The sequence below is a fragment of the Micromonospora thermarum genome (assembly GCF_012034245.1).
Taxonomy (GTDB): Bacteria; Actinomycetota; Actinomycetes; order Mycobacteriales; family Micromonosporaceae; genus Micromonospora; species Micromonospora thermarum.
This window is the reverse complement of the sequence record NZ_JAATEO010000018.1, coordinates 23,436-49,505: the sequence shown is the minus strand read 5'-3', so window position 1 is coordinate 49,505 and position 26,070 is coordinate 23,436. Positions and strand designations below refer to the sequence as shown.

General features: G+C 73.6%; 43 protein-coding genes. 38 read left to right on the top strand and 5 right to left on the bottom strand.

What is annotated here, in order from left to right; all coding sequences use genetic code 11:
- Nucleotides 1-465, bottom strand: coding sequence for a helix-turn-helix domain-containing protein (locus HCJ94_RS31675; RefSeq protein ID WP_168002096.1), 465 nt, complete (start codon nt 463-465; stop codon nt 1-3).
- Nucleotides 466-601: 136 nt separating this feature from the next.
- On the opposite strand from HCJ94_RS31675, the gene HCJ94_RS17480 reads away from it, so the two are divergent.
- The 20 genes from HCJ94_RS17480 (at nt 602) to HCJ94_RS17385 (ending at nt 12,043) form a co-directional block, all read left to right on the top strand.
- Nucleotides 602-850, top strand: a complete 249-nt coding sequence (locus tag HCJ94_RS17480) for a helix-turn-helix domain-containing protein (RefSeq protein WP_168002095.1) — start codon at nt 602-604, stop codon at nt 848-850.
- Between the two features lies 1 nt (nt 851).
- A complete protein-coding gene (locus tag HCJ94_RS17475; RefSeq protein WP_168002094.1) occupies nt 852-1,208 on the top strand; it encodes a hypothetical protein in 357 nt (118 codons plus the stop codon).
- A gap of 306 nt (nt 1,209-1,514) precedes the next feature.
- Nucleotides 1,515-1,931 (top strand): hypothetical protein, encoded by a 417-nt coding sequence (locus tag HCJ94_RS17470; RefSeq protein ID WP_168002093.1) that lies wholly within the window; start codon nt 1,515-1,517, stop codon nt 1,929-1,931.
- Nucleotides 1,928-2,692, top strand: coding sequence for a hypothetical protein (locus HCJ94_RS17465; protein WP_168002092.1), 765 nt, complete (start codon nt 1,928-1,930; stop codon nt 2,690-2,692). The genes HCJ94_RS17470 and HCJ94_RS17465 overlap by 4 nt, the downstream gene beginning before the upstream one ends.
- Nucleotides 2,689-3,264 carry a hypothetical protein gene (locus HCJ94_RS17460; protein ID WP_168002091.1) on the top strand — a complete coding sequence of 192 codons (576 nt, stop codon included), beginning with the start codon at nt 2,689-2,691 and terminating at the stop codon, nt 3,262-3,264. The genes HCJ94_RS17465 and HCJ94_RS17460 overlap by 4 nt, the downstream gene beginning before the upstream one ends.
- The gene (locus HCJ94_RS17455) at nt 3,261-3,884 is read left to right on the top strand and encodes a hypothetical protein (protein ID WP_168002090.1); all 624 of its coding nucleotides are present in this window, start codon (nt 3,261-3,263) and stop codon (nt 3,882-3,884) included. The genes HCJ94_RS17460 and HCJ94_RS17455 overlap by 4 nt, the downstream gene beginning before the upstream one ends.
- Nucleotides 3,884-4,189 carry a hypothetical protein gene (locus HCJ94_RS17450; protein WP_168002089.1) on the top strand — a complete coding sequence of 102 codons (306 nt, stop codon included), beginning with the start codon at nt 3,884-3,886 and terminating at the stop codon, nt 4,187-4,189. The genes HCJ94_RS17455 and HCJ94_RS17450 overlap by 1 nt, the downstream gene beginning before the upstream one ends.
- Nucleotides 4,189-5,490, top strand: coding sequence for a DUF6292 family protein (locus tag HCJ94_RS17445; RefSeq protein ID WP_168002088.1), 1,302 nt, complete (start codon nt 4,189-4,191; stop codon nt 5,488-5,490). The genes HCJ94_RS17450 and HCJ94_RS17445 overlap by 1 nt, the downstream gene beginning before the upstream one ends.
- 142 nt (nt 5,491-5,632) lie before the next feature.
- A complete protein-coding gene (locus HCJ94_RS17440) occupies nt 5,633-6,022 on the top strand; it encodes a hypothetical protein (protein WP_168002087.1) in 390 nt (129 codons plus the stop codon).
- Nucleotides 6,023-6,279: 257 nt separating this feature from the next.
- Nucleotides 6,280-7,320 carry a helix-turn-helix domain-containing protein gene (locus tag HCJ94_RS17435; RefSeq protein WP_168002086.1) on the top strand — a complete coding sequence of 347 codons (1,041 nt, stop codon included), beginning with the start codon at nt 6,280-6,282 and terminating at the stop codon, nt 7,318-7,320.
- Between the two features lie 60 nt (nt 7,321-7,380).
- Complete coding sequence (locus HCJ94_RS17430; protein WP_168002085.1) at nt 7,381-8,085, top strand: nucleotide-binding protein; 705 nt, start codon at nt 7,381-7,383, stop codon at nt 8,083-8,085.
- Nucleotides 8,082-8,540 carry a hypothetical protein gene (locus tag HCJ94_RS17425; RefSeq protein WP_168002084.1) on the top strand — a complete coding sequence of 153 codons (459 nt, stop codon included), beginning with the start codon at nt 8,082-8,084 and terminating at the stop codon, nt 8,538-8,540. Before HCJ94_RS17430 ends, HCJ94_RS17425 begins: the two co-directional genes overlap by 4 nt.
- Before the next feature lie 89 nt (nt 8,541-8,629).
- Nucleotides 8,630-9,277, top strand: a complete 648-nt coding sequence (locus HCJ94_RS17420) for a hypothetical protein (protein ID WP_168002083.1) — start codon at nt 8,630-8,632, stop codon at nt 9,275-9,277.
- The gene (locus tag HCJ94_RS17415) at nt 9,277-9,564 is read left to right on the top strand and encodes a hypothetical protein (protein ID WP_168002082.1); all 288 of its coding nucleotides are present in this window, start codon (nt 9,277-9,279) and stop codon (nt 9,562-9,564) included. Before HCJ94_RS17420 ends, HCJ94_RS17415 begins: the two co-directional genes overlap by 1 nt.
- Entirely contained in the window at nt 9,561-9,977 is a 417-nt protein-coding gene (locus HCJ94_RS17410) for a hypothetical protein (RefSeq protein ID WP_168002081.1), read from the top strand. The genes HCJ94_RS17415 and HCJ94_RS17410 overlap by 4 nt, the downstream gene beginning before the upstream one ends.
- Complete coding sequence (locus tag HCJ94_RS17405; RefSeq protein ID WP_168002080.1) at nt 9,974-10,177, top strand: hypothetical protein; 204 nt, start codon at nt 9,974-9,976, stop codon at nt 10,175-10,177. The genes HCJ94_RS17410 and HCJ94_RS17405 overlap by 4 nt, the downstream gene beginning before the upstream one ends.
- Nucleotides 10,174-10,866 carry a molecular chaperone DnaJ gene (locus tag HCJ94_RS17400; RefSeq protein ID WP_168002079.1) on the top strand — a complete coding sequence of 231 codons (693 nt, stop codon included), beginning with the start codon at nt 10,174-10,176 and terminating at the stop codon, nt 10,864-10,866. The genes HCJ94_RS17405 and HCJ94_RS17400 overlap by 4 nt, the downstream gene beginning before the upstream one ends.
- Complete coding sequence (locus tag HCJ94_RS17395; protein WP_168002078.1) at nt 10,859-11,155, top strand: hypothetical protein; 297 nt, start codon at nt 10,859-10,861, stop codon at nt 11,153-11,155. Before HCJ94_RS17400 ends, HCJ94_RS17395 begins: the two co-directional genes overlap by 8 nt.
- Nucleotides 11,148-11,879 (top strand): hypothetical protein, encoded by a 732-nt coding sequence (locus tag HCJ94_RS17390; protein WP_168002077.1) that lies wholly within the window; start codon nt 11,148-11,150, stop codon nt 11,877-11,879. The genes HCJ94_RS17395 and HCJ94_RS17390 overlap by 8 nt, the downstream gene beginning before the upstream one ends.
- A complete protein-coding gene (locus tag HCJ94_RS17385; protein WP_168002076.1) occupies nt 11,876-12,043 on the top strand; it encodes a hypothetical protein in 168 nt (55 codons plus the stop codon). The genes HCJ94_RS17390 and HCJ94_RS17385 overlap by 4 nt, the downstream gene beginning before the upstream one ends.
- A 14-nt stretch (nt 12,044-12,057) precedes the next feature.
- Here HCJ94_RS17385 and HCJ94_RS17380 read toward each other — a convergent pair whose 3' ends face one another.
- Together HCJ94_RS17380 and HCJ94_RS17375 are read right to left on the bottom strand one after the other, a co-directional pair.
- Complete coding sequence (locus tag HCJ94_RS17380; RefSeq protein WP_240944299.1) at nt 12,058-12,564, bottom strand: hypothetical protein; 507 nt, start codon at nt 12,562-12,564, stop codon at nt 12,058-12,060.
- 78 nt (nt 12,565-12,642) lie between these two features.
- On the bottom strand, nt 12,643-12,849 hold the full coding sequence (locus HCJ94_RS17375; RefSeq protein WP_168002075.1) for a hypothetical protein: 207 nt from the start codon (nt 12,847-12,849) through the stop codon (nt 12,643-12,645).
- A 217-nt stretch (nt 12,850-13,066) separates the two neighbouring features.
- On the opposite strand from HCJ94_RS17375, the gene HCJ94_RS17370 reads away from it, so the two are divergent.
- From HCJ94_RS17370 to HCJ94_RS17345, 6 genes are all read left to right on the top strand, one after another.
- A complete protein-coding gene (locus HCJ94_RS17370) occupies nt 13,067-13,519 on the top strand; it encodes a hypothetical protein (RefSeq protein WP_168002074.1) in 453 nt (150 codons plus the stop codon).
- A gap of 288 nt (nt 13,520-13,807) precedes the next feature.
- Entirely contained in the window at nt 13,808-14,578 is a 771-nt protein-coding gene (locus tag HCJ94_RS17365) for a hypothetical protein (protein ID WP_168002073.1), read from the top strand.
- 174 nt (nt 14,579-14,752) lie between these two features.
- The gene (locus HCJ94_RS17360; protein ID WP_168002072.1) at nt 14,753-15,031 is read left to right on the top strand and encodes a hypothetical protein; all 279 of its coding nucleotides are present in this window, start codon (nt 14,753-14,755) and stop codon (nt 15,029-15,031) included.
- A gap of 30 nt (nt 15,032-15,061) precedes the next feature.
- Nucleotides 15,062-15,799 (top strand): DNA-methyltransferase, encoded by a 738-nt coding sequence (locus tag HCJ94_RS17355; protein WP_168002071.1) that lies wholly within the window; start codon nt 15,062-15,064, stop codon nt 15,797-15,799.
- A gap of 27 nt (nt 15,800-15,826) precedes the next feature.
- Nucleotides 15,827-16,159, top strand: a complete 333-nt coding sequence (locus tag HCJ94_RS17350) for a hypothetical protein (protein ID WP_168002070.1) — start codon at nt 15,827-15,829, stop codon at nt 16,157-16,159.
- Nucleotides 16,160-16,221: 62 nt separating this feature from the next.
- The gene (locus HCJ94_RS17345; protein ID WP_168002069.1) at nt 16,222-16,527 is read left to right on the top strand and encodes a hypothetical protein; all 306 of its coding nucleotides are present in this window, start codon (nt 16,222-16,224) and stop codon (nt 16,525-16,527) included.
- Between the two features lie 212 nt (nt 16,528-16,739).
- On the opposite strand, the gene HCJ94_RS17340 is transcribed toward HCJ94_RS17345, so the two are convergent.
- Nucleotides 16,740-16,961: a hypothetical protein gene (locus tag HCJ94_RS17340; RefSeq protein WP_168002068.1), complete on the bottom strand. Its 222-nt coding sequence runs from the start codon at nt 16,959-16,961 to the stop codon at nt 16,740-16,742.
- A gap of 9 nt (nt 16,962-16,970) precedes the next feature.
- Nucleotides 16,971-17,174 (bottom strand): hypothetical protein, encoded by a 204-nt coding sequence (locus HCJ94_RS17335; protein ID WP_168002067.1) that lies wholly within the window; start codon nt 17,172-17,174, stop codon nt 16,971-16,973.
- Nucleotides 17,175-17,745: 571 nt separating this feature from the next.
- Here HCJ94_RS17335 and HCJ94_RS17330 point away from each other — a divergent pair.
- From HCJ94_RS17330 to HCJ94_RS17275, 12 genes are all read left to right on the top strand, one after another.
- Nucleotides 17,746-18,288, top strand: a complete 543-nt coding sequence (locus HCJ94_RS17330) for a hypothetical protein (RefSeq protein WP_168002066.1) — start codon at nt 17,746-17,748, stop codon at nt 18,286-18,288.
- The gene (locus tag HCJ94_RS17325) at nt 18,233-19,744 is read left to right on the top strand and encodes a terminase large subunit domain-containing protein (protein WP_168002065.1); all 1,512 of its coding nucleotides are present in this window, start codon (nt 18,233-18,235) and stop codon (nt 19,742-19,744) included. The genes HCJ94_RS17330 and HCJ94_RS17325 overlap by 56 nt, the downstream gene beginning before the upstream one ends.
- 16 nt (nt 19,745-19,760) lie before the next feature.
- Nucleotides 19,761-20,054 (top strand): hypothetical protein, encoded by a 294-nt coding sequence (locus HCJ94_RS17320; protein WP_168002064.1) that lies wholly within the window; start codon nt 19,761-19,763, stop codon nt 20,052-20,054.
- Complete coding sequence (locus HCJ94_RS17315) at nt 20,051-21,319, top strand: phage portal protein (protein ID WP_168002063.1); 1,269 nt, start codon at nt 20,051-20,053, stop codon at nt 21,317-21,319. The genes HCJ94_RS17320 and HCJ94_RS17315 overlap by 4 nt, the downstream gene beginning before the upstream one ends.
- Entirely contained in the window at nt 21,309-22,100 is a 792-nt protein-coding gene (locus HCJ94_RS17310; protein WP_205801449.1) for an HK97 family phage prohead protease, read from the top strand. The genes HCJ94_RS17315 and HCJ94_RS17310 overlap by 11 nt, the downstream gene beginning before the upstream one ends.
- Nucleotides 22,101-22,123: 23 nt before the next feature.
- Nucleotides 22,124-23,377 carry a phage major capsid protein gene (locus HCJ94_RS17305; RefSeq protein WP_205801448.1) on the top strand — a complete coding sequence of 418 codons (1,254 nt, stop codon included), beginning with the start codon at nt 22,124-22,126 and terminating at the stop codon, nt 23,375-23,377.
- 159 nt (nt 23,378-23,536) lie between these two features.
- Complete coding sequence (locus HCJ94_RS17300; protein ID WP_168002062.1) at nt 23,537-23,947, top strand: hypothetical protein; 411 nt, start codon at nt 23,537-23,539, stop codon at nt 23,945-23,947.
- Nucleotides 23,947-24,327 carry a hypothetical protein gene (locus HCJ94_RS17295; RefSeq protein WP_168002061.1) on the top strand — a complete coding sequence of 127 codons (381 nt, stop codon included), beginning with the start codon at nt 23,947-23,949 and terminating at the stop codon, nt 24,325-24,327. The genes HCJ94_RS17300 and HCJ94_RS17295 overlap by 1 nt, the downstream gene beginning before the upstream one ends.
- A 12-nt stretch (nt 24,328-24,339) precedes the next feature.
- Nucleotides 24,340-24,942, top strand: coding sequence for a phage gp6-like head-tail connector protein (locus HCJ94_RS17290; protein ID WP_168002060.1), 603 nt, complete (start codon nt 24,340-24,342; stop codon nt 24,940-24,942).
- Nucleotides 24,943-24,953: 11 nt separating this feature from the next.
- Nucleotides 24,954-25,358, top strand: a complete 405-nt coding sequence (locus HCJ94_RS17285) for a hypothetical protein (protein WP_168002059.1) — start codon at nt 24,954-24,956, stop codon at nt 25,356-25,358.
- On the top strand, nt 25,355-25,654 hold the full coding sequence (locus HCJ94_RS17280; protein WP_168002058.1) for a hypothetical protein: 300 nt from the start codon (nt 25,355-25,357) through the stop codon (nt 25,652-25,654). The genes HCJ94_RS17285 and HCJ94_RS17280 overlap by 4 nt, the downstream gene beginning before the upstream one ends.
- Before the next feature lie 2 nt (nt 25,655-25,656).
- A complete protein-coding gene (locus HCJ94_RS17275; protein ID WP_168002057.1) occupies nt 25,657-26,070 on the top strand; it encodes a hypothetical protein in 414 nt (137 codons plus the stop codon).

Below are 26,070 nucleotides of genomic sequence, written 5' to 3'. Positions count from 1 at the left end.
TCAGGCCGACAACCGACGTCGGAACATGTCGATCATGCGGCGGGTCTCCTCCATGGACGCCGCCCGGTCCCGTTGACGCCGCTCGTAGATCAACTCGATGATCTCCATCTTCATCTCGTTGTCCAAGCTGTCGTCGGCCAGCACGATCTCGACCTCCTCGTCCCGAGGAGCAGGCGGCGCGGCGGTCACAGCCTCGCGCTGCCCCAGATCCGCCTCGGCGTCAGCGTCCGCGTCGGTCGGCTCGCCGCCAGCAAGAATCGCCACGATGCTGCCCGGTGCCCAGGCCATCGCTCGCTCGATACCAGCGAATCGGTGATCAGCCGTACGCCTGGTTCCGTCCTCGACACCAGCCCATGTGTTGCGCGATACCCCTGCCCGCTGTGCTGCCTGGCGCTCGCTCAAGCCCAGTGCGAGCCTTCGGCGCCGAATCAGTTCGGCCAAGCGTTCTCGCGCATCACTCGACATGGTTGAGCATCATTCCAGCTCAACGCAGCTCAATCCACTACGCCAAGCTGATCACTCACGTAACGGACCCAGACGGACCAACTTTGCGTCGCGTGGACGTTGCTTCGTCTGGCTCAAACTAGTACCGTCCTAGCTCATGAGGCAGACAACCCGGTCGGCCCACCCGTCCCCGAACATCGAGGTGGACGGAGCGGCCATCCGCGAACTTCGCAAGGACCTCGGCGAAACGATCTCGTCATTCGCCCCGAAGGTGCCCATGTCGGTCGGCTACCTCGCCCAAATCGAGCGCGGCGACCGCCCGCGCGTCTCACCGCCGAACTTCCGTCGGCTGGCTCTGGCGTTGGGCGTTAGGCCCGAGAAGATCAAGAAGCGCGCGGCGGCCTGACATGGCTCAATCCGGCGTCGGCGAGTTCGAGGACGTCCTAGACATGCACGGCCTCGCCGCGCTGCTCAAGGTGTCCCACGAGTGGGTGCGGGTCCGGGTGAAGCGCCGGGAGATCCCGTTCACCCGACTGCCCGGCACTCGCCTCGTGCGGTTCACCACCGAGCACGTGCGGGCGATCCTCGCCGCCGGCGACCAGCCGGCCCTCAACGGGCCCCTCGCCACGCCGCCGCCCCGGCCGCAGACCGTCCCCGACGCTGCGCCAATGCCGCCGGTCGACATCCGTCGCCGCCGCGGCGGCACCTCCCCTACTCGTTCCGGCGGTCCGGTCGACGTCCGTCGCCGGTCCCCCGCCGCCTGATCCGGCCCGGGCCGCCGGCGGAGGTGTCCCGGCGGCCCGGCGCCACCCCCATTTCGTCCCCCGCTCTTCTCCTGGAGGCAGGTCGTGACGTTCGACGTTCACACCGACAGCGCCGGCGACGCCGGCACTCCTGATGACGTCCCGGCGGGCCGGGACCACGAGCCGTGTAGCGATCGAGCTGCGACGGTTTCTGCCCCGGTCGCTACGACCGGCCCGCCGGGCACCGCCCCCACCGACCCCGCCACCGAGGTGACGCACCCGGTGTGGTGTGACCGGCAGGCGTGCACCGCACAGTCCACTCCGACGATGGAGCAGTACGCGGGTGCCGTCCACGGCCAGCACAAGTCGGCCAAGGTGGGCGCCGGTGCCGAGAAGCTGCGTCTGGTCCAGGCCGTGGCGCCCTGGTCCACGTCGGTGGTCCTGAAGGTGGTCGACGACCACGTGCTGCCGTTGGCCAGCTTCGACCTGTCGACGCTGGGCCACTACCTCGCCGAACTGCGGGCGGTGCCGTCCGGGCCGCTGACCGAGCAGGAGATGGCCGACGCCCGCGAGCGTGCGGTGCGGGTGCTGTTCCCGCCGGTGTACGGGGCGGAGGACCCGCCCCGCTACCTGGTCAACATGGTGCGGGAGCTGCTCCTCGCGGACCAGGTGGATCCGCTGCGGGCGGTCGCGCGGCTGCGGGAGGCCTTCGCCGTCTACACCGTCCTGGAGTCGCGGCGATGACCGACTCCGACTGGTACCGGCGGTACGAGGCGAACCAGAAGGTGCCGTACCTGCCGGGTGACGACTACGACTTCGACCGAGCGATGTCGGAGCTGCGCACCCTGGTCGCCGAGATCCACCCGGACGCGGCCGGCGCGATCTCCTCCGTCCTGCGGATCCTGCGCCACCGCCGGGGCCTGGCCGCGCAGGTCCTCGACAAGGCCGAGCCGACCTGCCTGAGCTGCGGCGCCGACAAGAAGTGCCTGGGCTGCGACGACGTCCGCCCCGAGGCGGAGAAGCTGGACCAGGGCTGGCGGATCATATCGCCGCTGGACCGGTGGGAGACCGTCGAGCGCGTCGAGCAGGCCAACGAGTACGCGCCGGTGCGGGTGTGGACCGACAAGACCGGCCCGGACTACTCCTGGTTGATCCCGCGCTGGCGCAAGCTGCACGCGGTCGCCCCGCCGGTGCGCTGGCAGGGCACCCCGGAGATCCGGGTCGTCGAGTACGAGTACGCGCGTGACGCGCCGATGTTCGCGGTCACCACCCTCGACACCGTCTACCGTCCCGAGCTCGAGGACCAGCTGGTGGAGGCCCGCTACAGCCGCGAGAGCGGATGGCGCGTGGTCCACCGGCCCGACGGCGGCGGCGCCCCGGTGGTCATCGACTGCGGCCGCAGCAAGGCGAAGGCGCGCACCGCGCTGCGCGCCGCCGCCCGGCAGCACGCGAAGGCCCTCGGGGTGCAGGTCACGGTCCAGCCCAAGGAACGGGGGCGGCCGTGACGGTGGTGATCCCGCGGCAGCGGCGCGCCGCGGCGGGCCTGGCGGCGGTGCTCGCCGGCGGGCGTCCCGCCCGGCTGCCGGTCGATGACGACCCGTTGGGGTTGCTGCACTCGCGCACCGACGGCGACGAGGACGGCCCGCCGATGGTGGAGGCGCCGCCGGCCGGGGTCCACATGTATCCGGTGGGGTCGCGGCCCCGGGTCGCCGTCGCCGTGGCGGCCGCGGCCGCACAGGAGTCGCCGGCTGCACCGACGGGGAGGGCTGCGGTGAAGCGGTGGGATCGGTTGTCCGGGCTGGCCCGGCGGCTGCGCGCGGTGCTCGTCGCGCTCGGCGCCGCCGCGGTGGCCGGCTCGGTGACGGTGCTGGTGGTCGTGGCGTACGTGGATGCCGAGTCGGCGTACCTGGATGTCAGGTGGGATCCGGGTGAGGCCCTCGTGATGGCCCTCGCGGCGGTGTGGCTGACCCAGGGCCTGCTGGCGCTGCGCCGGCGCACCCGCCGCCCGCCGGCCCGGCCGGGCCGGCACTCCCACGCCCCGCGTCATGCCCGCCCACGGAAGAGGTGGTTCCGGTGACCGACTTCCCGCCGCCGTCTGGTCCGCCGCGTGATGTGGACCTGTGGTTCGCCGCCGGGTTCCGGACCGCGTCGGCGGCGCAGCGCCGCCGGGGCTGGCTGTACGGGCGCACCGCCCTCGACGCCGCGGCGGCGGGCCTGGTGGGCCTGTACAAGGTGGGCCGCCGCTACGGGTGGACCCTGGAGCAGCTGGGCCGGGTCGACCACGCCGACTCGTGCCTGGACGCGGTGGCGCTGCGCATGCGCGACATGCTGCCCACCGACGTGCTGTACCCCGGCTGGCGGGACGGGCTGCTCGACGCGCTGGACATGCGGCTGCAGCGACTCGCCGTGCCCACCCAGCGCCGCCCGGGCGCTCTGGTGGTGCCGCCGGCTGGCCGGCACGGGCAGCGGCTCATCGAGGGCAGCAGCGCCCCCCTGGAGGTGGCGTTCGGCGCGGTGCACAGCTGGGAGTTCCACGCCGGCGGGCACCGGCTGGCGTTCGTGGTGGCCGACGTCGACCAGGTCGGCGTGGACGAGGTCGCCGGCCTGGCCCTGGACGTGTGGCGCGGCCGCCGCCGACTGGACCCGCGGCCGCCACAGCAACGCACCCCGTACGAGACGAGAGGAGCCCGCGGCTGATGGGCAGCAAGCGTCGCAGCGTCGTCGACCGGTTCGCCGCCGGCGCGCCGGTCGACCTGGAAGACCGGCAGGCGTTCGAGGCGCCGATCCGGTTCGACATCATCGAGGCGAACCTGCACCTGCGTACCCGGGACGGCCGGTGGTCGCTGCACCGCCGCCGCACCGGCAACGGCCCGATCGGGCAGGCGTCCTGCTGGGACCTGGTCGACAACGCCGACGCCCGGCCGACCCCGCACGCGCTCGGCACCAGCGAGGTCGCCCTCGCGATCGCCCGGGCCCGCGCCCACATCCGGCGGCGGTCGTGATGCGCCCACCGCCGGGGCGGCGGGCGCTGCGCGCGCTGCCGTCCGGGCCGGCCGCTCGCGACGACGTCGTCGACGCGCAGATCGTCGAGCCGACCGACCTCGCGGCGTCCCGGGTGCCCGACCGGCTGGCTGCCTGGGCGGCCGGCGCCCGCAGCCCGGCCGCGTGGGGGCGGGGGACACGCGAGCCGACCCTCGCCGCGGCCGTGGAAGCGATGCTCGCCTCCCTCGGCGCCGACCGGCACCACGTCGCGCAGACCCTGTCCGCGGCGGGGGTGCGCGGCTGGCCGGGGAACCCGGACATGGACCCGCTGTGCCGGTGGCTGCACCGCGAGATCCCCGACGCCGGCGTGTGGCTCGCCGACGGCTGGCTGCGGGTGTGGCGACACCACCCGGACGGCCGCCGCGACCAGACTGACGTGTCGCTGCCCCGGCCCGTGGCCGACTACGCCAACGCCGCCCGGGCGGGCGCCTACCCGCACCTGCGGCTGCCCTACGCCCCGCCGATGGTGCCCGTGCCGCACGTCGACCTCGGCGCCGGCACACCCGAACCGCCCTGGTGGGACCACACAGACGTTGCCCCGGGCCCGACGGCCGACCCGACACCCCCTGCCGGGGGCGCGGCCGCCGGCCCCACCCCCGCCCCGCCCACCGTCGGAGGGGTGCGGTCGGCGGGGCGGGAGCCGCCTCCGGTCGCCGGCGATCCGGCCGCCGGCGACCGGAGGCTGGCCCACGAGGCCTACGGCGACGCCGTCGCCGTCGCCCTGGACCTGCGCGGCGTGCCCGTGCTCGAGCACAGCGCCTGGCCGGCCGCGTTCGCCGGCAGCCCGGCGCTGCGCGAGGAAGGCCGCCGGATCACCATCACCCTCGACCCCGAACCGTGGGCGCAGGTCCTGCCCGACGCTGCCGCCGTGTACCTGCACTGGTCGGAGCGGCACGGCTGGTCCCTCGTCTCCGTCAAGCCCGACGGGCACGCCGACCCGGACGCGACGCTGTCCTGGTGGGACTGGTCCGCGCCGCACGCGGTGCTGCCGGCACCTCCGAGGCTGGCGAGCTGGGTCATCGCCGCCGCCGACGTCGGAGACGTCAGCGGCCGCCTGCCCGGCGCAGGCCTCGCCGTCGGCGAGCGGCCATTCTGGCGCGACGCCAGCGACACCGACCCCGCCTTCGAGGGCCTCCTCGACCGGTACCGCACCTCCACCGGGCACCGCATGGCCGCCCGGGACCGCCACGACGACGCCCGCGCCGACACGGTCGTCCTGACCGCCGTCCGCGCCGGCGACCAGGAGCCGCCGGTGGCCTGACCCGCCGCCGCGCATCGCGGCCCGCCGCCGACCGGCCCGACCCCGCAGGTCGCGCTGCCGGTCGAGCACGCCCTCACACCAGTCCGCGACCCACCCGCCGGTGGCGCCGCCAGTCCCGCACACCCCGAGGAGAGGAGGCACCGTGGCCCGACGTCGTCCGTACCCGCCGTCGCTGGTCGCCGCGGTGACCGCGGCGATGAGCCCGCACGCGCAGACCTGCACCATCGCGGGCTGCCCGCACTGCCAACGGTGGCGCACCCGCGCCGAGCGGGCCCTGGACGCCATCGTCGCCGCCGGCTGCCTGACCGACGCCGGCGTGATCCGGGCCGCCGAGCGACGCCGCATCAGCACCGCGGAACGACGACGGATCGCCGCGGTGCTGCGCGGGCCGGCCGCCGCGGCCGACGCCACCGAGGTCGCCGCCCGCCTCACCACGGGCCTCGGCCCGGGCGCGCGGCGGCTGCTGGGCGAGGCCCTGCTGGAGCTGACCCGCCACCTGGCCGACGCGATCGACCCGGCGGTCGGCCGATGACACCCGGACGGCGCGCGGTGAGAGCCACGACCGCCCGCGGCCCGCCCCGCGCGGCCCGGCCCCCACCGCCACACCGGAGCTGCCCGGTGCCAACTCGCAGCAGTAGCGGCCTGCCGGAGGACCACCCAGGCCCGGTACCTCCGGCCAGGCCACCACCGCACCGCGCTGGCGATGTCGGCCGACCTTAACGCCGGCTGATCATCGACGGCCACCAGAGAGGGGCTCGCCATGCCAGAAACACCACGAGGGGAGGGCACATGAGCGACACCGCCATGCGGTGGGCCCGCCATCAACGCGCCGGTGGCGCCACACCGAACGCCCTGCTGCACTGGCTGGCCCGCCGGGTCGATCCCGGCCACCACTCCCGCTACTGCTCGGTGCGGGAGATCGCCGAGGACCTGGAGGTATCCGAACGGACCGTCTACAACGCGGTCGCCCGGCTGGTCAACCGCCAGCTGCTGCGGGTGCTGCGCCGCGGCCACCCGAGCGGCGGCCGCGGCTCCAACCGGCTGCAACTGCTCGTCGACGGCCCCGACACCCCGCTGCCCCCGCATCAGGACTGGACCGGCGTGTACGACCCGGCCGAGGAGGCGAGCAAGGCCCAGGCCCGCAAGGCCGCCCGCGACCAGCAACAGCCGACCGAGGAGCAGAGCAAACCTGCAAATGTTGCAGGTTTGGTCGAGACCGCGCCGGAGGTCCACCCAGGGGGCCAAACCTGCAGGATCTGCAGGCACGAACCTGCAACGGTTGCAGGTTCAAACCTGCACGATTTGCAGGTTTCATCTAATAAGGAAAAGAACCCCCACAGAAACCCCCTCCCTCCTCCTCCAGCACCTCCCGGACCACCGGGGCGCCCCGCCGCGGTCACGGCCGACGAGGACGAGGAGGAGCGACATTCCGATGCAACCCCGGTCGCGAACCTCGACGAGGCCCGCCAGGTCCTGGAGCGGCTGCAGGCCGACCTGACCGCCCGGCTCGCCGGCTGGCAGCAGCGCCGCCTGCTGCCGCTGCTCGCCGCCGCCCTGACCGCCGGGTGGCCACCCGGCGGCCTGTACCGGGAGATCCACCGCGGCGGCGACCCCGGCCTCGCCGACAACCCGTACGGCGCGCTGCGCTGGCGCATCCGCCAACTCGGCCCGCCCCCGGTCGTCGTCGTCCCCGACCCCCCGCCGGCCGTCACGGCCGGCTGCCCGGACGGGCGGTGCGACGGCTCCGGCTGGATCACCACCGACATCGACCATCCCGCCGTCTGCAGCGCCTGCCGCCCCCAGTGGCGACAACCCGCAGCCGCCGGCTGACACCCCTCGATCTCGCGCGGCGCCCGCCGCCCGGGCCACCCACATCGGAAGGACATCACCGTGCACCCGACTACCGCGCTCGCCCTGCCGGCGAACGCCCTGCAGGCCCGGCCGGTCCCGGCTGGCCTGGAGCTGACCGTGATGGTCGCCTGCTTCAAGGGCGGCACCGGCAAGACCACCACCTGCTGGTTCCTCCTCAACGAGCTCGCCAACCGCGGCTACCGGCCGCTCGGCGTCGACGCCGACAAGACCTCCCAGTCGCTGCACCAGCACTACCGCAAGGCCCTCGACCGCGGCGAGCAGGTGCCGTTCCAGGTGATCTCCTGGCCCGAGCCCACCGGCATGATCCCGGGCATCACCCAGGCCGTCACCGACTACCGGGCCAACGCCCTGGTCGTCGACATCGGCGGCGCCTCCGTGACCAACTTCCACCGCGCCGGGCAGCTCTGCGACGAGCTGCTCATCCCGCTCGCACCCACCGAGCTGGACATGGACCGCCTGCCCGCCACCATGGCCGAGGCCGCCGCCGTCGACGAGCTGTACCCGCTCAACGTGTCCGTGCTGCTGGTCAAGACCAAGGCCGCCGCCAACGACGCCCGCATCGCCCGCCGCGACCTCGCCGCCCTCGAGCTGCCAGTGCTCGACACCGAGATCCCCGACGGCGTTTTCTACGGGCGCGGCCCCGGCTACGTCTGGGACGACACCGGCCGCTACGCCGACGTCGTCGGCGAGGTCTACCCCGCCGCCCGGAAGGCCGCGGCATGAGCACCGACAGCAAACCCCGACGCCCCCAGGCCCGCCGCGCCGGCGGCTTCGCCGCCTCCTTCGCCCAGCCCACCCCCACCGAGGCACCGCCGCCCACCGCGGCGGACCCGGCCGAGCCGGCGGCCACCATGAGCGGCGCGGACCAGTCCCCGCCGCCCGCTATGTCCGATTCACCTAGGGACCTAGCTAGGTTCCTAGGTGAACAGGGCGAATCGGACAGCGGCGGTGCCGGGTTCTTCCGGCGCATGCTCGCCGGGCCACCGCCGGACCCGATGCTCGACCTGGTCCAGCTCGGCGCGAGCGTGCCCCGCCACTACAAGGAGGCGCTGCGCTTGTTGGCCTTCGCGCAGCGCCGCCACCAGCAGGCCCTCGTCATCGACGCGCTGGCCGCCTACATCGGCCCCCAGCTGCTCGACGAGGCCCTCGCCGCGGTGCAGGAGCACCAGCGCCGCTAACGCCCCCTGCCGGGCCGGCGGCGTTCGCACCTCGCCGCCGGCCCGCCCCCTCCGGCTCGCCACCTTATCCACAGAGAGACGCCCACCCTGTGTACAAGCTGATCACGATCCTCGGACCGGTCGTGTACGCCGTCCTGCTCATCGGCAGCGCCATCGTCGTGGGCAGCGGGCGGCGCGGCACGGTCGAGCGCCGTCACCGCCAGTTCCTGGCCCTGCAGGCCGGCTGCGCCGCTCTCGCCTGGCTACTCGCGCTCACCCTGGCTGTCGGCGGCGAGGGGTATGCCGCCGCCCTCTACGCCACGGTCTTCGTCGTGGTGGTTGTCGGCGCGGCCTATGCGCACCGCCGATACCTCACGGCCCAGCACCGTTGGGAGACCCGCATGCGCGCACCCACCTCCCTGGAGGCCTTCCTCACCCGCTACGAAGCCAACGCCTCGGTCACCTGGGGCGGTGCCGGCGACCAGGTGCGCACCGTCCACGTGCCGTGCCCGTTCTGCGCCGCCGCCGAGTTCGCCGTCTACCAGGTGAGCCCCGGTGACGACGCCACCGCCACGATGCTCGCCGCGCTGAGCACCGAGCACCACTGCGTCGAGTGCCACCGGGGCGGCGTCTACCACCTCACCCGCGACGAGGGCCGGCTGTGGGTCACCGTCGCCCACACCGCCGGCGTCGACCCGCCGCCCTGGCTGCCCCCGTACCTGTCCCTCACCGATGCCGAGAGCCGGAGGACCCGATGATGACCGACGAGGAACGCACCCGGCAGACCCTGCGAGTCCTCGAGCTGCTCGACGAGAGCATCCAGGCCTACCGCCGCGGCGACAAGGTGGGCTCCGACCTGGCAGCCAAGGCGGCGTGCCGGCTCGACGTCCACGTCGTGTCGGCCGTCCAGGGCGGCATCCTGATCGGCGAGATACCGAACCCCGAACGGGACCCCCTGGCTTGGGCCGACTACCTGCAGGCCATACGCGAACGCCTCCCGCACGCCGACGACCGGCCCGACCAGGCCCCGGGAGCGACGGCGTGACCGCCCCGGCCACCCCAGACCGGCACCTGCACCTGCCGGCCCCCGCCCCGTACGAAGGGCCCGAGCGGTGCCGGGCCTGCGCCGGCGCCCGGATCACCGGCATGCAGGTGACCTGGCTGCCCGAGCAGCAGGCACCCCGCGTGCTGGTCGTCGACGTGCTCTGCCCGGTCTGCGACGGCTGCGGCCGCGCCACCCACGACGGCTGCCGCCCGGACGAGCACGCCGACCAGGACGCCTGGCGCGACAGCATGGACGACGGCGAGGACGACCACGACGAACCGCGCTGCTACTCCTGCCACGGCCTGCGCTGGCATCCGGTGCTGGCCTGGGCGAACGGCGGCGCCGACATGTTCACCCTGCGGATGCCCTGCGGCTGCGCCACCGACCTGCTCGAGGAGGTGCCGGCACCGTGAAGATCCGCCTCATGGGCCTGCAGGAGGAATGCGAAGCCGCCCTCCATGAGCTGCGCACCGCCCCACGGCTCGCCATCCTCGAGGTGTCCGGCCCGTACCCGAACCGCGGCGACAGCCGCCAGGTGCGTGTGTACGTCGAGGCGCAGCTCTACCAGCCGCCGGCCTCTGCCGCGCCCGATCCGTCCGGGGGCCGGCCGTGACGCTGCCCCACTACCAGATCCGGCCCCTGAACGGCGGCGGCTGGACCGGTCCGTCCACCGTCGGCCGGTGGTCGCACTACCGGTTCCGCGCCGCGTGGGGCGACACGCTGGATCTGCTGCTGCACGAGGCCGGGCTGCTCGGCGCCGACCTAGTGGTCATCCAGGTCGACATCACCGAGGCGGACCTACGCCGCGACGGCATGGTCCGTGCCCATGCCCAGCTGCGGCACCCGGGCGTGCGGGTGTCCTTCGACTCGGTCCATGGCCCGCTGACCTACGCGACCGACGCCTACGACCGCTGGCAGGCCAACGTCCGGGCGATCGCCCTGGCGCTGCAGGCGCTGCGCGCGGTCGACCGCTACGGCGTCACCCGCTCCGGCGAGCAGTACCGAGGCTGGACCGCGATCGCCGCCACCGCCGCCGAAACCACCCTCACCCCCGACGAGGCGGCCCGCGTGCTCGCCGACGCCGCCGGCGTGTCCGCCTCCACCCTGCTGCGCAGCGCCGACGCCATCGCGGCGGCCGGTGACGTGCACACGGTGACCGTGACGCAGAGCCGGCAGCTCATCCAGGCCGCGTTCCGGGCCGCCGCCCGCACCGCCCACCCCGACGCCGGCGGCAACGCCGACGTGTTCCGGCTGATCCGGCGTGCGCGAGACGTGCTGCTCGGGTGGAGCGGCGGTGGGTAGCCGCAGAGGGTGGGCTGGCTACGACCAGCCCACCCTCGCCTCCAGCGAGATCGAGCCCGCCACCTGGGAGGAACACCGCGTGCCGGGACGGCCGGTGCCGCTGACCGAAGAGGTGTCCACCGCCGCCGCGCTCGTGCGCGCTCACGGCTGCTCCCCGCAGTGCCTCATCTCGGCTGGCGTGCCGGTCAAGGACTGCGACTGCCAGTGCCGCGGCGCCTACCACGGCGTGCTCTCCGACGCCGACATCCCCTCCGCCCTGCGCCGACGAGAGGCCACCAGCCGTGCGTAACCTCACCATCGCCCCCGACGTCGCCGAGGTCATCGGCGCTCAGCGCGCCGCCGAACTCGCCGCGGGCCCCTACCTGGCCGAGTACCGGTGCACCTACTGCCGCCGACGCGGGCGGGTCGACGCCGGCGAGCCGCTGCACGCCGGCGTCGACGTCGGCCCCGGCTACGCCCGCCTGTGGATCGCCCACGTGCACTGCGGGCCCGCCGGCGTCCGCCTGCTCCCCACCGCGGCCCTGCCGTCGCTGGACGAGACCGAGGCCACCGGGTTCGCCTACGCCGGCCGCGCCGCCGGCGGCCAGGTGGTGGCGTGCATCGTCGTGGAGATCGCCATGTCCGCCGAGGTGCTCGACGAGCGCGGCGTCGCCGACGTCGGCGAGCGCCGCGACCTGGTCCTCACCGGTGCGCTCGCGGGCGGCATGCAGCCGGCCGCCGACCCGCTGTGCCCGCCGACACCGGAGGGGCCGCTGTGCTGGCGGGTGCAGCTGCCCAGCGGCGGCCGCGGCGGCGGCGTGTACGGCCGGCGGCGCCTGCAGCTGCTGGCGCCGCTGCCGCCGATACCGCCGGGCTGGCTGGACGTGGTCGCCGCCCGCGGCGGGCGCTGCGGCCTGTTTCTGGTCGCCCGCGCCGGACTCACCGCGACCTGGACCGGGGACCTCCTCGCGACCCTGACCGAGGCGGCCCGCGACGGCCGGCTCGTCGGCACCACCGCGGCGGTCGTCCCGTGAGGACCTGGCGGTGCTGGAGCTGCGGCCGGTGGTGGCCGCTGCCGTGGGCGTGCGGCCGGTGCCGGCGCACCCGCCGCGGCTGGCGGCGCGACTACCTGCGGCAGGCGGCGCCGCAGGACGCCCTGCGCGACATGACCCGGCCCGACGAGCCGTCCGACTCGTGACGGCCGACCTTGGGTCAGGCCGTCTTGGGTGGCCGGCCCGACCGGCGTTCCCAGCCGCGGTCGAACGCCTCGATCGACGCCCGGGTCCACACCGGTCCCATCTTGAGCGTGGCCACCGGCGCCGGGAACGCCGGGTTGGTGCGGGCGAGCTCGCCGGCGCGCTGGGTGCTCACGCCGAGCATCTGCGCGACCTCGGCGGTGCCGACCAGGTCCAGCGCCGGCGGGTACGCGAGTTCCCGCTCGTGGTCGGCGGCGGTGAGCACCCGCAGCCCGGTGATGGTGACCGGTCCGCCGACCACCTGGGCGTGAGCGGCGCGCAGCGCCCGCACCGCGGCGTCACAGGCCAGCCGCGCGCTCGGGGCGTCGACGTCCATCTCCGCGCGCATCCGGTCGGTGCCGTTGTCGTGCAGGATGCCGTAGCCGGGCAGCGCCTGGGTGAGGGCGGCGAGCTGCTCGTCGTCGAGGTTGCCGGGGTGCATGAAGGTGACGCGGGCGCGCCACCGCTGGCTTCGCATTGTCATACTGGACTCCTCATCCCTTGTTCCTGTCAGGACCCGGATGGGGCCGGGGGCCGCGCCGGTACGCGGCCCCCGGCGCGGTCACCGCCGCCGGTAGACGGGGAACCGCAAACCAGCGCCGCGCAGCGCGCTCAGCATCTCCATCCACTCCTTGGGGGAGTGTGGAGTGTGCGTGAACACCAGCGTCGAGATCCCCTTAGCGAAGATCCACGCGCCGGTGCGGGTCTGGCGGACCGAGAAGCCCTGCCGTACCGCCGCTGCCACGATCTGGTCCATCCGGCTGCTCATCTAAATCTCACCTCCTTCCCTTGTTCCTGTCAAGGAAAAGCCTAACAGAAACCCATGATAGAGACAAGGGTTTAAGGTGGGGTGAGAACAAGAATCCGCGCGGTCTCGCCCTCGAGAAGCGACCGGCGGGTAGGCCCGATCGGCTGAGTGAACCCGGTGCACCCGGCATGGCAGGGTGTCGATGACCTGTCACCCCATCGGGAGGCCTACAGCCCGCATGTTCCGCGTACCGGTCGACCCTGACCGACCCAGCTACGACCACACCTTCACCGTCACGTTCCGGCAGTGGCTCACCAGCCGTAGACCCGAGCGCATGGAGTGGGTGCGCCGCCGCAAGATCGCCTGGAAGGCCCAGCAACAGCCCGCCGCCGGCCAGGCGCCGCCGATGCCGCCGACGCAGCCGCTGCCACCCGGCCACTACCGCACGGCACCCCCGCCAGCGGCCGCGCCGTACCCGGCCCGGCAGCCGCAGGGCCCAGCGCACTACCCGCCGCTCCCACCGCCGTACGTGCCGCCGGGCATCCCCGGTGGACGCGCCGTGCGGCGGCTGGCCAGGCTCAACGACTGGCTCCAGCTGATCGGTCTCAGCGTCCAGCTGCTGGTGTGGGTCGTGTTCATGCTGGCGATCGTGGCCTGCTGCGGATGGGCCGCCTGGACGTCCGTGACGTGACCCGGACACCCGGTGCTTGACACACCTGTTCGGACCGGGGCATCCTATTGTCCGTTCACCCGCCAGTAGGTGAGCTGTACCCGAAGCCCGTCTAGCGTCCGCCCCCGGCGCTGGCGGGCTTTTCGCGTCCCCGGGCGTCGTCAACCCTCACCGCCAGGTACCCCGGACCCCGACGCGACAACGAGGCAGGGACGCCCCCGCGTCCCTGACCCCGCCGTCCCCTACCGCAGCGCAGTGCAGGGCATCACCGGCCTCTGACAGTACCTGCGACAGCCCGGGAGGCGGCGCATGACGTACCACCCGCACCAGTTGCACGCCGCCGCCGCTCTCGCCTCGCTGCGCCGCGCCGTGTCCTACCTGGACGTCGTCCGCGACGCCCTGCTCATCACGAACCCGCAGCCCGCCGACGCGCCCGCCCGGCATCGTTCGGCGGCCGCGCTCGCCGCGTACGACGAGCTGCTGCGCGCGGAGAAGGCGGACCGCCTCGTCAACCAGCGGGCCGGCATCAAGCCGGCCGGCGCGACACCAGCGCCGGTCAACCCGGCGTTGCTGGACGTCGAGGCCGACCTCGGGCCCACCGTGCACCACGCGGTCATGCTCGTCGCGAGCGAGCTGCGCACCCACCCCCTGCTCTGCTGGAGCAGCCTGTGGGTCGACATCGCCGACAGTAAGTGGGACGGCCGCTGCGACTACCTCGCCGCCGCCCTGCCCGCCGTCAGCCCCGCGCTCGCCCGCGAGGTTCACGGCGACCTGGACGTCCTGGACCGCCGGCTGCGCGGCGTCGTCGGCCTCGACGCCGACCGCTGGTCGCTGCCCGGCGGCCCCCGCTGTCCCGCCTGCGGACAGCGGCGCCTGCAGGCGCAGATCTCCTCGCCGTACACCGCCGCGTGGACGGTGGTCTGCGACAACGACGCCTGCCGCTGCCGCGGCCCGTTGTGCGCCTGCGCCATGGCCACCCGGCCGATCCGGGTGCGCCACATCTGGCCGGCCGACTCGCCCCTGGTGAGGGTGCTGCTCGCTGGCCTGCACACCGCACCATCGGAGCAAACCGCCGCCTGACCACCGGCGGGGAAGGGAGCACCCGTTGCCCAGCCTCGCCGAGCAGGTCACCGCCGTCGCCCCCCTCGGGCGCGCGATCGACGGCACCACCGCTCCGAAAACCACTCGCCCCCGCCGGCGTCGCCGCCCCCGGCCCGCCCCGGCTGACAGACCACCCACCACCGGCAGCACCCGGTGACCGGCATCCTCACCATCGGCGGCCGCCGTTACGGCACCGCCGAGGCGATCGTCGTGCACCTGCGGTGCCCCGACGTGACCGTCGACCTCATCCGCTCCTGGGCCCGCCGCGGCCGCATCCAGCGCTTCAATCGGCCCGGACGCGGCCGCGGCACCACCTGGTATCTGCTCGACGAAGTCACCGCCGCCGAGGCGGCCACCGACGCCTCCGGCCGCGGCCGGAAACGCGCCAACGCCCCCGCCCCGGCACCGGCCCTGTTCGGCCTGGCGGCCTGACGGCGACACCGGCCCGACCGGAATCGCCACATGCTCTCCTGGACCCTGCACCACGGCGACGCGCTCGCCATCCTGCCCACCCTGACGCCCGGCCAGGTCGACCTGGTCCTCGCCGACCCGCCCTACAACAGCGGCGGGCGCACCCAGTCAGACCGGGTCAGCACCACCGCCCGCGACAAGTACGTCTCCGGCGACGCGCAGCACGGCCTCGCCGACTTCGCCGGCGACAACCGCGACCAGCGCTCGTACACCGCCTGGCTCGGCCTGCTCCTCGCCCACTGCCTCGCCGCCAGCCGGCCCGGCGCCAGCCTCCTGGTGTTCACCGACTGGCGGCAGCTCGCCGCCACCAGCGACGCGCTGCAGATCGGAGGCTGGCTCTGGCGCGGCGTCATCCCCTGGCACAAGCCCATCCACCGGCCCCGCCGCGGCGGCTTCGCCGCCAGCTGCGAATACATCCTCTGGGGCAGCAACGGGCCCGTCGACGCCACCCGCAACCCCGTCTGCCTGCCCGGCCTCTACTCCGCCAGCCAACCCCGCGGCGCCAACCGCCGGCACATCACCCAGAAGCCCGTCGAACTGCTCACCGACCTGATCAAGGTGTGCCCGCCCGGCGGCACGGTGCTCGACCCGTTCGCCGGGTCCGGATCCACCGGCGTCGCCGCCCTGGCCAGCGGCCGCCCATTCGTGGGCGTCGAGTACACCGCCCACTACGCCGCCATCGCCCGCGAGCGACTCACCGCCGCCGAGGAGGCCAACCGTGCCGGCTGACCCGCGCCGCGACAGAGAAGGGCCACCGTGAACCGCTACACCGCCGCCGGCGTACTGGCGGACATGCGCGACGGCCGCCGCGTCGTCGTGCTGGCCGAAACGCCGCATCTCGCCCGCCTCGCGTTCGCCGAGGTGGCCGCGCACGCCCTGCCCGGCGAGCGGATCCGGCGTGCCAGGGGAGGCGAGCGCATCACCGCCATCGGCGGCCGCGGCTGCGTGGCGTTCGGCGTCAGCGGCAGCGACCGGTTCCGCGGGCTCACCGCCGACGTGGTGGTCTTCGACGCGCACGCGCCGAGCCCGGACGCTCTGGCGGCCGCCGTTCCGATGGTCGCCACCGGCGGCGACGTCATCCGGCCATAACGAACGGTTCGTACTCGCCGGCACGAGTCGGCGAGAAGCTCGATCTGAGGGGGACGGCTCCGATGGGTCACACAACGCCGCCGGCGATGAAGGTCGCGGCCTCGATCCTGGTGATCCTGGCGCTGCTGCTGATGGCGGTCGGCGTCGTGGCCGCGGTCGTCGCCGGGCCCGCCTGCGCGGCGCCGTCACCGCCGCGGCCGCCCGCCGTGCAGGCACCCGCCGCGCCGAAGGCCCCCGCGTACCGGGCGCCGAGCCGACCGCGGCAACCGGTGAGCCGGCCGACCGTCTACAAGACCCGCTACCAGGACGGCCGGCCGATCGTCTACCCGGTGATCGTTCCGGTCGACGACGACGTCGACTGCGACTGAGCGGCCGGGGCTGCGATGAGCAAGGCGATCGGCCGACCAGCCGGCAAGCCCGCCGGCCGCCCGGACCCGCTCGAGGCGCTGCGCCGCTTCGCCGCCGAGCTCGAGATGGCGACGGCGTACGGGGACAGGCAGCTGCGCCTGGCCGCCCTCGCCGTTCGTGGCGTGCGGGCGCCGTGCTGCCCGCCGCGGCTGCACCCGCCAGCAGCGCGCGGCTACTGCGGCGGGCTGGCGGTCGTCGACGAGGTGGCCTCGTTCACCACGGCGCTGGCCCACCAGCCGGGCGCGTAGACCGCCAGGGTCTTGCCGCCCTGCAGCACCAGCAGGTGATGGTCCATGACCTCGACCCCGGTCGCGTTCGGGTGCGCGGCGGTGTCGGCCTTCTCGTCGCGCTGGTCGTAGGTGGTCACCGTGATGCCCTTGGCCGCGTCGGTCATGGCCGCACCTTACAGGCGTCGGATCTCGGCGGCCATGACGTGCGCCTGGACCGCAGAGGCGATCACCGCGCAGGCCAGCTGCATCGCCTGGTCCTCGGTGAATCCGGCCTGCACGTAGGCACTGTGCAGCTCATGCAGGCTGATCGCGTCGGACTGCAGGGCGCTGATCGGGCTGGTCGGCAGATCGGGCTGCTCAGGCTGGCCCTGGGCCATCGGGTGCCTCCTGTAAGGGCTGCTGCAAGGGAGTCTACGGATGGCCCCCCGCAGCAGGCACCGTGTAGGACGCCCCTACCGCAGGGCCAGGGACAGCATGTTCCTGATCTACGGGCACGTGTGCCACCTGTGTGGACACCCTGGTGCTACTGACGCGGACCACCTGATACCGATCAGCGTGGACAGCACGCAGCCCATCGACCCACACGCCATGCGCCCAGCCCACGGAGTGACGGGCTGCCCCGAGTGTGGTCGCAAGTGCAACCAGTCGCGAGGAAACAAGCAGGCCCTGCCGACCTTGGTGACCAGTGAGGACTGGTGACGCAGGGTAGGGGGGCCTGGAAAGTTGACGGGCCGGCCTGGGTGACCCCACGCTCCAGGCTCCCATCTCTCCCCCGTCACGTGACAGATTCTCGGGAGGGCGGCGCGGATGGCCCTCACAGCCGCGCAGAGGCAGCGCCGCTCCCGCGCCCACAAGGACGATGACCACCGGTTTTGCGACCCGCAGCGGTGCCCTGACGCCCTGGCCGCGGCCGTGACAGAGACCGTGACATCCCCGGGTGTGACAGCCGTGACCGACCCGGCCGTGACACCCGCCGCGGCCGTGACGGCACCGGTCACGCCGTCACCGCCCGTGTTGGAGGCGCGGGGCCGGCGGCTGTGGCGGCAGGTCCTCGACCAGGGCCCGCTGACCGCGACCGAGCTGGTGCTCCTCGAGGAGGCGTGCCGGCTGGCCGACCGGTGCGACCGCCTGGACGCGTTCCTGCGCGGCGAGAGCCGCGAGTGGGCGCGGTTCGTCCCGCTCGTCGGAGACGGCGGAGACAGCGTGGTCGTGATCATCGACAAGGCGCTGACCGAGTCCCGGCAGCAGGCCCTCGCGCTGCGCCAGGTCCTCGGCGATCTCGCCCGGGCGCGTGCCGGCGCGACCGGCCGCCCCGCTGCGTCGGCCGCGGCACCGCGCAGTGAGCCGCCGCCGCCGGCGGCCGCGGTGGTGGCCACCGGCGACGGGCAGGCCTCGCCGGCCGCGGCCGCGGCGGGTGGTCCAGGTGGAGGCAGCGTTGCAGACCTCACCGCTCGGATTGCCCGTAAGAGGCGCTCGCCACCCGCGGGTTAACACCCACCCCCCGTACGTCGACTCGTACGGGCCCGAGGCGATCGAGCTCGCGCAGATCGCCGGGCTGTTCCTCGACCCGTGGCAGCAGGACTCGCTGACGCTGATGCTCGCCATCGGCGAGGACGGCAAGTTCACGTGCCTGGAGTGCGCGGAGATCCTGGGCCGGCAGAACGGCAAGTCGGCAATCCTCGAGGCCCGGGTCCTCGCCGGCATGATCCTGCTCGGCGAGAAGCTGATCATCTGGACGGCGCACGAGGTCAAGACCGCGCTGGAGCTCTTCGGACGGCTCGGGCAGCTCTTCGAGGCGCTGGAGAAGGCCGGCGTCCTCGAGCCAGGCGACATCAAGGTCAGCAGCGGCAACGGCTACCACGGCTTCCTGCGCAGGTCCACCGGCCAGCGGATCAAGTTCATCGCCCGCAGCAAAGGCAGCGGCCGCGGCTTCTCCGGCGACGTGGTCATCGTCGACGAGGCCTACGCCTATACCCGGGCGCAGCAGGACGCGCTGATGCCGACCATGTCGGCCCGGACGGTGACCGGCAACCCGCAGATCATCTACGCCAGCTCGCCGCCGCTGGACGGCGAGTCCGGCGAGGTGCTCTACGCGCTGCGCGAGCGCGGCGAGTCCGGCACCGACCCGTCGCTGCTGTGGCGGGACTGGGGCCTGGCCGGGGACCTGGACAACCTCGACAAGATCGACCTCGGGTCGCCGGCGAACTGGGCCGCCACCAACCCCGCACTCGGCATCCGGATCACCGTCAAGTGGATCCAGGACACCGAGTACCGCGCCATGTCGCCGGCCGGGTTCGCCCGCGAGCGCCTCTGCATCTGGCCGGTGCAGATCAAGGCCGAGGGCGGGCCGATCTCCCCGGAGCTGTGGCGGGACCTGGCCGACAAGGACTCCCGGCGGGTCGGAGACGTCGCGTTCGGCGTGGCGATCGCCAAGAACCGCCGGTATGCGGCGATCGCGGTGTGCGGCCGCCGCGCGGACGGGCTGCTGCACTGGGAGATCATCGCCCACGCCCCGGGCACACACTGGCTGGTCAAGCGGCTGGTCAAGCTCCGCAAGAAGCACGACCCGGTCGCCATCGCGATCGACGCCCGCGGCCCCGCCGCATCGGTGATCGCCGCACTCAACAAGGTCGGCATCCGCGAACCGGAGGACCCGGACCAGCCGCAGCGCGGCGACCTGGCGGTCACCTCCGGGGCGGACATGGGCGCGGCGTTCGGGCTGTTCGTCGACGCCGCCGTCCAGCTCGCAGCAAGGCACCGCGACCAGCTGCAGCTGAGCAACGCCCTGGCCGGTGCGACGGTCCGCGAGATCGGCGACGGCGCGCAGGCGTGGGGCCGCAAGGGCTCGGCGGAGATCTCCTGCCTCGAGGCCGTGACGCTCGCCACCTGGGCGCTGGACACCCGCGCGCACCTCCTGGTCGAGGACGGACCACCCAACCTCTGGTGACGAAAGGCCCCCTGTGATGGACGACGAGCTGATGACCGCCAGCGAGGTGCCGGCCCGCGTCGCCGAGGCCCCGCCACGACCCAGGGGCGCCCGGCTGAACAACGCGATGGAGCTCGCCGGCTACCTGTGCCTGGTCGCCTTCGGGTACGCGGTGTGGCCGCCGGCGGCGCTGCTGGTCGCCGGCGTGGTCCTGGTCGTGACCTCCAACGCCCGCGCGGCGGCTGCCAAGCCCAAGCGCCGCCCGACCGTGCACTGGACCGAGCGGCTCGCCCGGGCCCTGGCCGCGTACCGGGCCGGGAGTCGCACGTGACCGCCCTGCAGGGGCTGTTCCGGCGCAACATCCAGGACCCGTCGACACCGCTGACCGCCGACACGCTGCTGGAGTACCTCGGCGGCGACACCACGGACGCCGGGATCAGCGTCACGCCGGCGTCCGGGCTGCGGATGTCGGCGGTGTACCGGTGCATCGCGGTCACCTCCGGCGTGGCGGCCGCGCTGCCGCTGCACACCTACCAGCCGGACACCCGGGTCAAGGTGCCCGAGCCGCTGCTGCGCAACCCGCACCCCGAGCTGACCCGCCTCGAGCTGTGGCGGCTTACCTACGCCCACCGCCTCGGCTGGGGCAACGCGGCCATCCAGAAGGTCCGCAACCGCGCCGGCACCGTCAAGGAGCTGTGGCCGATCAGCCCCGACCGGTACAAGGTCGGCAAGGTCAAGCCCACCGCCCTCAACCCCGGCGGGAAGATCTTCGAGGTCACCGACGACTGGGGCACCAAGCGGGTTCTCACCTCGCGGGACATCCTGCACATCCCCGGCCTGAACTACGACGGCGTCACCGGCCTGTCCCCGATCCGGCTCGCCGCCAGCGCGATCGCGCTGGCGCAGGCCGCGGAGAAGTCCGGGGCCAAGTTCTTCGCCCGCGGCGCCCAACTGTCGGGCGTGCTGCAGGTCGAGCAGCGCCTCAAGGATTCCCAGGCCCTGGCCCTGCAGCGGCGCTGGGAAGCCCGCATGTCCGGCACGGACAACGCCCACAAGATCGCCGTGCTCGACAGCAAGGCGAAGTTCGCGCCGATCACCATGCCGCTGCGTGACGCGCAGTTCCTGGAGACCCGGCAGTTCGCCGTCCCGGAGGTCGCCCGGTTCTTCGGCACGCCGCTGTTCCTGCTGTTCGAGACGGCCAAGTCGACCAGCTGGGGGACGGGGCTGGAGCAGCAGGCGCAGGGGTGGATCACCTTCGATTTGCACCCGACGTGGTTGGCGCCGACCGAGCAGCGCATCGAGAAGGAACTGTTCGCCGACGTCGGCCGCGACCGCGACGTGCGCTACAACGTCAACGGCCTGCTGCGCGCCGACGCCCAGGCCCGCGCCGCCTTCTACAGGGTGCTGCGCGAGGTCGGCGGCCTGAACGCCGACGAGATCCGCGCCTACGAGGACCTGCCGCCGATCCCCGACGGCAAGGGCCAGGGCTACCTGCAGCCGGCCAACATGACCCCCCTCGGCGAGGAGCCGGAGCCGACCCCCGCGCCGGCGCCGGCGCCCGACGACGAGGACGAGGAGTCCGACGATGAGGACTGAGCGCCGCACCGGACAGCCCGGCGGCGAGCTGATCGAGCTGCGCACCCTCGCCATGGACCAGGCGGGCGTGCAGCTGCGCGCCGCCGACGACGGCGGCAGCCGTTTCGGCGGCCTGGCCGCCGTGTACGGGGTGCGCGCTGCAATCGGCAACCCGCGTACCTGGGGCTTTTTCGAGGAGTTCGCCTCGGGTGCGGCGGCGCGGACCCTGGCCGAGTTCGACCAGCGGATGCTGATCGACCACGACACCTACTACCTGGTGTCCCGGGTCTCGGCCGGCGATCTGGTCCTGACCGAGACCGACCGGGGTATCGAGGTCGACTCCGGGCTGGACGAGGAGCTGTCCTACGTCCGGGACCTGCGCCGCAACGTCGAGAAGCGGCGCATCACCGGCATGTCGATCGGGTTCTGGGTCGCCCCGGGCGGCTCGGAGTGGACCGAGATCGAGGTCGAGGAGCCCCGCGCCGACGGCAAGGTCGAGGTCTACACCGCCGACCTGCGGATCATCCGCGACATCGACCTCATCGAGGTCAGCGCGGTCACATTCCCGGCCTACGCCGACACCGAGGCCGCCCTGCGCCAGGTGGTGCCGGCGCTGCTGTCCCGCGGCGACTACGACGCCATCGAGCGCCGCGCCGCTCACCGCGAAGAGCTGCGCGAGCTGCTCAAGCAGGTCGAGCGGCCCGCCGATCAGCCGGCGCAGCGCCGGCACACCGAGCACGTCGACCGCGTCATGCGCGGCTACGCCAAGCGCTACCCGCGCCTGGCCCACCCCGCCCGCTGAACAGGGCAGACAAGGAGAACCACGTGAGCGCAACCCTTCTGCGGCGGGCGGTCGAGCGGCAGAACCGCACCTGGGCGCAGATGCAGGAGATCCGCCGCCGGGCCGACGAGGAGAACCGCGACCTGACCGCCGAGGAGCGGCAGGCCTGGGACGCCGCCGAGACCGACCTCGACGAGGCCAGCTCGGACATCGAGCGGTTCGAGCGGGCCGCCCGCCTCGACGAGGTCGACCGGGACGACGTCGTCTCCGCCCGCGGCAACGGCGGCGGCGAGGACAGCGACCAGGCCGAGGCCGACCGGCGCTACGCCGCGGCGTTCCGCCGCTACCTCACCCAGGGCATCTCCCGCCTGTCCAACGAGGACCGGGACCTGCTCATGGGCGCCCACGTCGAGCTGGAGAGTCGAGCCCAGACCTCCGGTGCCGACACCGCCGGCGGCTTCCTCGTGCCGGACTCGTTCCGCAACAAGTTCGTCGACGTGATGAAGGCCTTCGGCGGCATCGCCCAGTACGCCGAGACCCTCACCACCGACACCGGTGCGGACCTGCCGTGGATCGGCATGGACGACACCGGCAACGAGGGCGAGTTCCTCGGCGAGAACGACGAGGTCACCGAGCAGGACGTCAAGTTCACCGGCCGCAAGCTGAAGGCCCACATCGTCTCCAGCAAGATGGTGAAGTTCCCGTTCGCGCTGTTGCAGGACTCCGCCGTCGACGTCGACGGGCTGATGTCCCGCAAGCTCGGCGAGCGCATCGGCCGCCGGTCGGCCCGGGCGTGGATCACCGGCACCGGCGTCGACCAGCCCGAGGGCATCCTGTCCAACGCCGTGGTCGGCAAGACCGGCGCGAACGGGCAGACCACCTCGGTCACCTACGACGACCTGGTCGACCTGGAGCACGCCGTCGACCCGGCCTACCGCAACAGCAACAGCCGGTACGTGTTCCACGACCAGACGCTGAAGGTGTTGCGCAAGCTGAAGGACGCCGACCAGCGGCCGCTGTGGATCCCGGTCCCGGCCGCGGGCATGCCCGCCACCATCAACGGCCGCGCCTACGCGATCGACAACTCGATGCCGGTCCCGGCCGCCAACGCGGCGTCGATCATCTTCGGCGACATCCGTTCGGCGTACGTGATCCGCCTCGTGCGCGGCGTCACCCTGATGCGCCTCAACGAGCGGTACGCCGAGCGGATGCAGGCCGCGTTCCTGTCCTTCGCCCGCCTCGACGGCTCGGTGCAGGACCGCAACGCCTACCGGGTCTACCAGCACTCGGCCGCCTGACCGGCAGCCCGGCCTGTCCGATTCACCTAGGGACCTAGCTACCTAGGGACCTAGGTGAATCGGACATCTCACCCCCTGATCTGGCCGGGGCGGTGCACCCCTCCCACCGCCCCGGCCACCCCCTGACCTGCCCTTGTCCCCGCGCGGAAGGCACCCAGCATGACCACCAAGGACCCGTACAACAGCCTGCTCACGGTGCAGTCGCTGCCGCCGGCGACCCGCAACGCCACCGCGCAGGGCAGCACCGTCGACCGCGTCGGCGGCGGCGCGATGTTCCAGGCCGCGATGATCGTCGTCGCCTGCGGCGTGATCACCGACGGCACGCACACCATCGTCGTGCAGGACTCTGACGACGGCGCCGCCTGGGCCGACGTCGCCGACGACAAGCTGCAGGGCGTCGAGCCGGGCATCGTCGCCGCCGACGACAACAAGGTCTTCGAGATCGGCTACCTCGGCCGCCGGCGGTTCCTGCGGGTCAACGTGACCGTCGCCCCGGGTGCGACCGGCGGCGTCTACGGTGCCGCGGTGGTCCTGGCCGACCCGCGCGTCGCCCCCACGGTGCACGCCTGATGGTCGCCGTCAGGATCCTCACCAGCATCAGCGGCCTCGAGTTCTCGTGGCATCCGGGCGAGGAGATCGACCTGCCCGAGGACGAGGCCGCGAAGTGGTGCGACAACGTGCGCGCCTGCTACGTCGACCGCCCGGGCGGCCCGGTCGAGACCACCGACCGGCCCGGCCCGCAGCGCACCGACAAGCCGGCCCGGGAGACCACCGAGCGGCCGGCGCCGCCGCCGCGCTCCGGCCCGGGCTCCGGCGACCGGGCCTGGCGCACCTACGCGGCCGCCGTCGACGTGGTGGTGCCCGCGGAGGCCAAGCGGGAGCAGGTGTGGCAGCTCCTGCAGGACGCGGGCGTGCCGGTCGACGCGGACCCGGAAAGCCCGGACGAGTAAGGGGCGCACAGCATGGCCGGCCTGTACACGACCTTGCCGCTGCTGCGCCACCAGCTGAAGATCACCGGCGTCGACCCGGTGCAGGACGAGGCGCTGACTCAGGTGATCGAGGCGTCCAGCCGCGGCATCGACGATCACCCGCCGGGCCGGCCGCCCGGGGCGTTCCTCCCCCCGACCGGCGTCACCACCCGGGAGCTGTACACCCGGGGGCGGCTGGTCCGGGAGGGCTGCGATCACCTGCTGCTGCTCGGCTCGATGCACGAGATCGCCACCGCCGGCGACCTGCTCGTCGAGATCCGCTCCGGCGAGACGTGGCGGACCTTCACCGGGTGGGAGATCGAGCCCCCCGACCCGGGGGACCCGATCACGGTGCTGCGCGCCCGGGTGTGGCCGCGGGACGCGCTGCTGCGGATCACCGCCCGCTACGGGTGGCCCGCCCTGCCCGGCAAGATCGCGCAGGCCGCGCTGATCCAGTCGATGCGCCTGGCCAAGCGCCCCGACACCCCCGAGGGCGTGGCCGGCTCCGCCGAGTGGGGCGGGGTGATCCGGATGGCCCGCCTGGACCCCGACGTCGCCGCTCTCGTCGAGTCCGTCACCGGGCCCGGCTTCGCCTGACAGGAGGACCCGTGGCACTCGACGCGGTCGTGGTGGTCGACCACGACACCTACTTCGCGCACCGCGAGGCCCTCGAGGCGTGGGTGCGCGACCACGGCATCAACGGCCGGCTCATCCCGATCCCCTCGGTCATCGACGTCAGCGACGGGCGGGTGACCGTCGAGCAGTACCGGCGCAACGCCGACGGCGCGCTGATCCTCGGCGACGACGGCAGGCCGGTGCGCGGCACCCTCACCGTGCCGCTGCGCCGCCCACTGCCCCTGCCCGACGAGCCGCAGGACCCGATCGAGCCGGAGCCGGTGCGCTCGACGTCGGGGTGCATCTCGCAGTGCAGTGGCGTGCGCGAGCACTACTGCCGCGAATGCATGGACCTGACCTGCGCGTGCCGCCCCTGCTCCTGCCCGGAGGCCCCATGACCACCACCGAGGAGATCCTCGCCGCCCTGACCGTCGAGCGGGAGGCGCACGCCGCCGCCGGCGACGCCGCCGAAGTGGCGCGGGCCGAGCAGCAGATCAGCGCCCACCACGCCCTCGCGGCGCTGCGCACCGAGCAGGCCGCGCTGCGCGCCGCCGGCGACGCCGGTGCAGCCGACGCGCTCGACGTGCTCATCCGGTTCTGGCGGCGGCAGGTCGACGTCGAACCGGCGGCCGCCGGCGAGCCCGGCGGCGAGCCGGCCGCCACGCCGGCACTGCCATCGCGGCGGAGGCGGTAGCCGTGGACGTGGACCTGGTGTGCGAGCGGCTCGCCACCGCGGCGGCCGCCGTACCCGGCATCGTGTCGTCCCGGCCGATCGTGCCCGACTCCGTCGTGGTGCCGTGCTTCTACCCGGGCGAGATCACCGAGAGCTTCGACGAGACCTTCGGCGGCATGGTCGTGGTGGAGATCATCTGCCGGGTGTACGTCACCAACAGCGAGGGCGGCCAGCGTCAGCTGCGCCGTTTCATGCGACGGCGCGGGTCGACCAGCGTCAAGCAGTACCTGGAGGCGGACCCGACGCTGGGCGGGGCGTGCGACGACCTGCACGTGCGCCGCATCCAGGGCCACCGCATCTTCCGCGTTGGCGAGGTCCCCTACCCCGGCGCCGAGTGGCTCGTGCGCGTCATCGGCACCGACAGCCAGGAGGTCTGA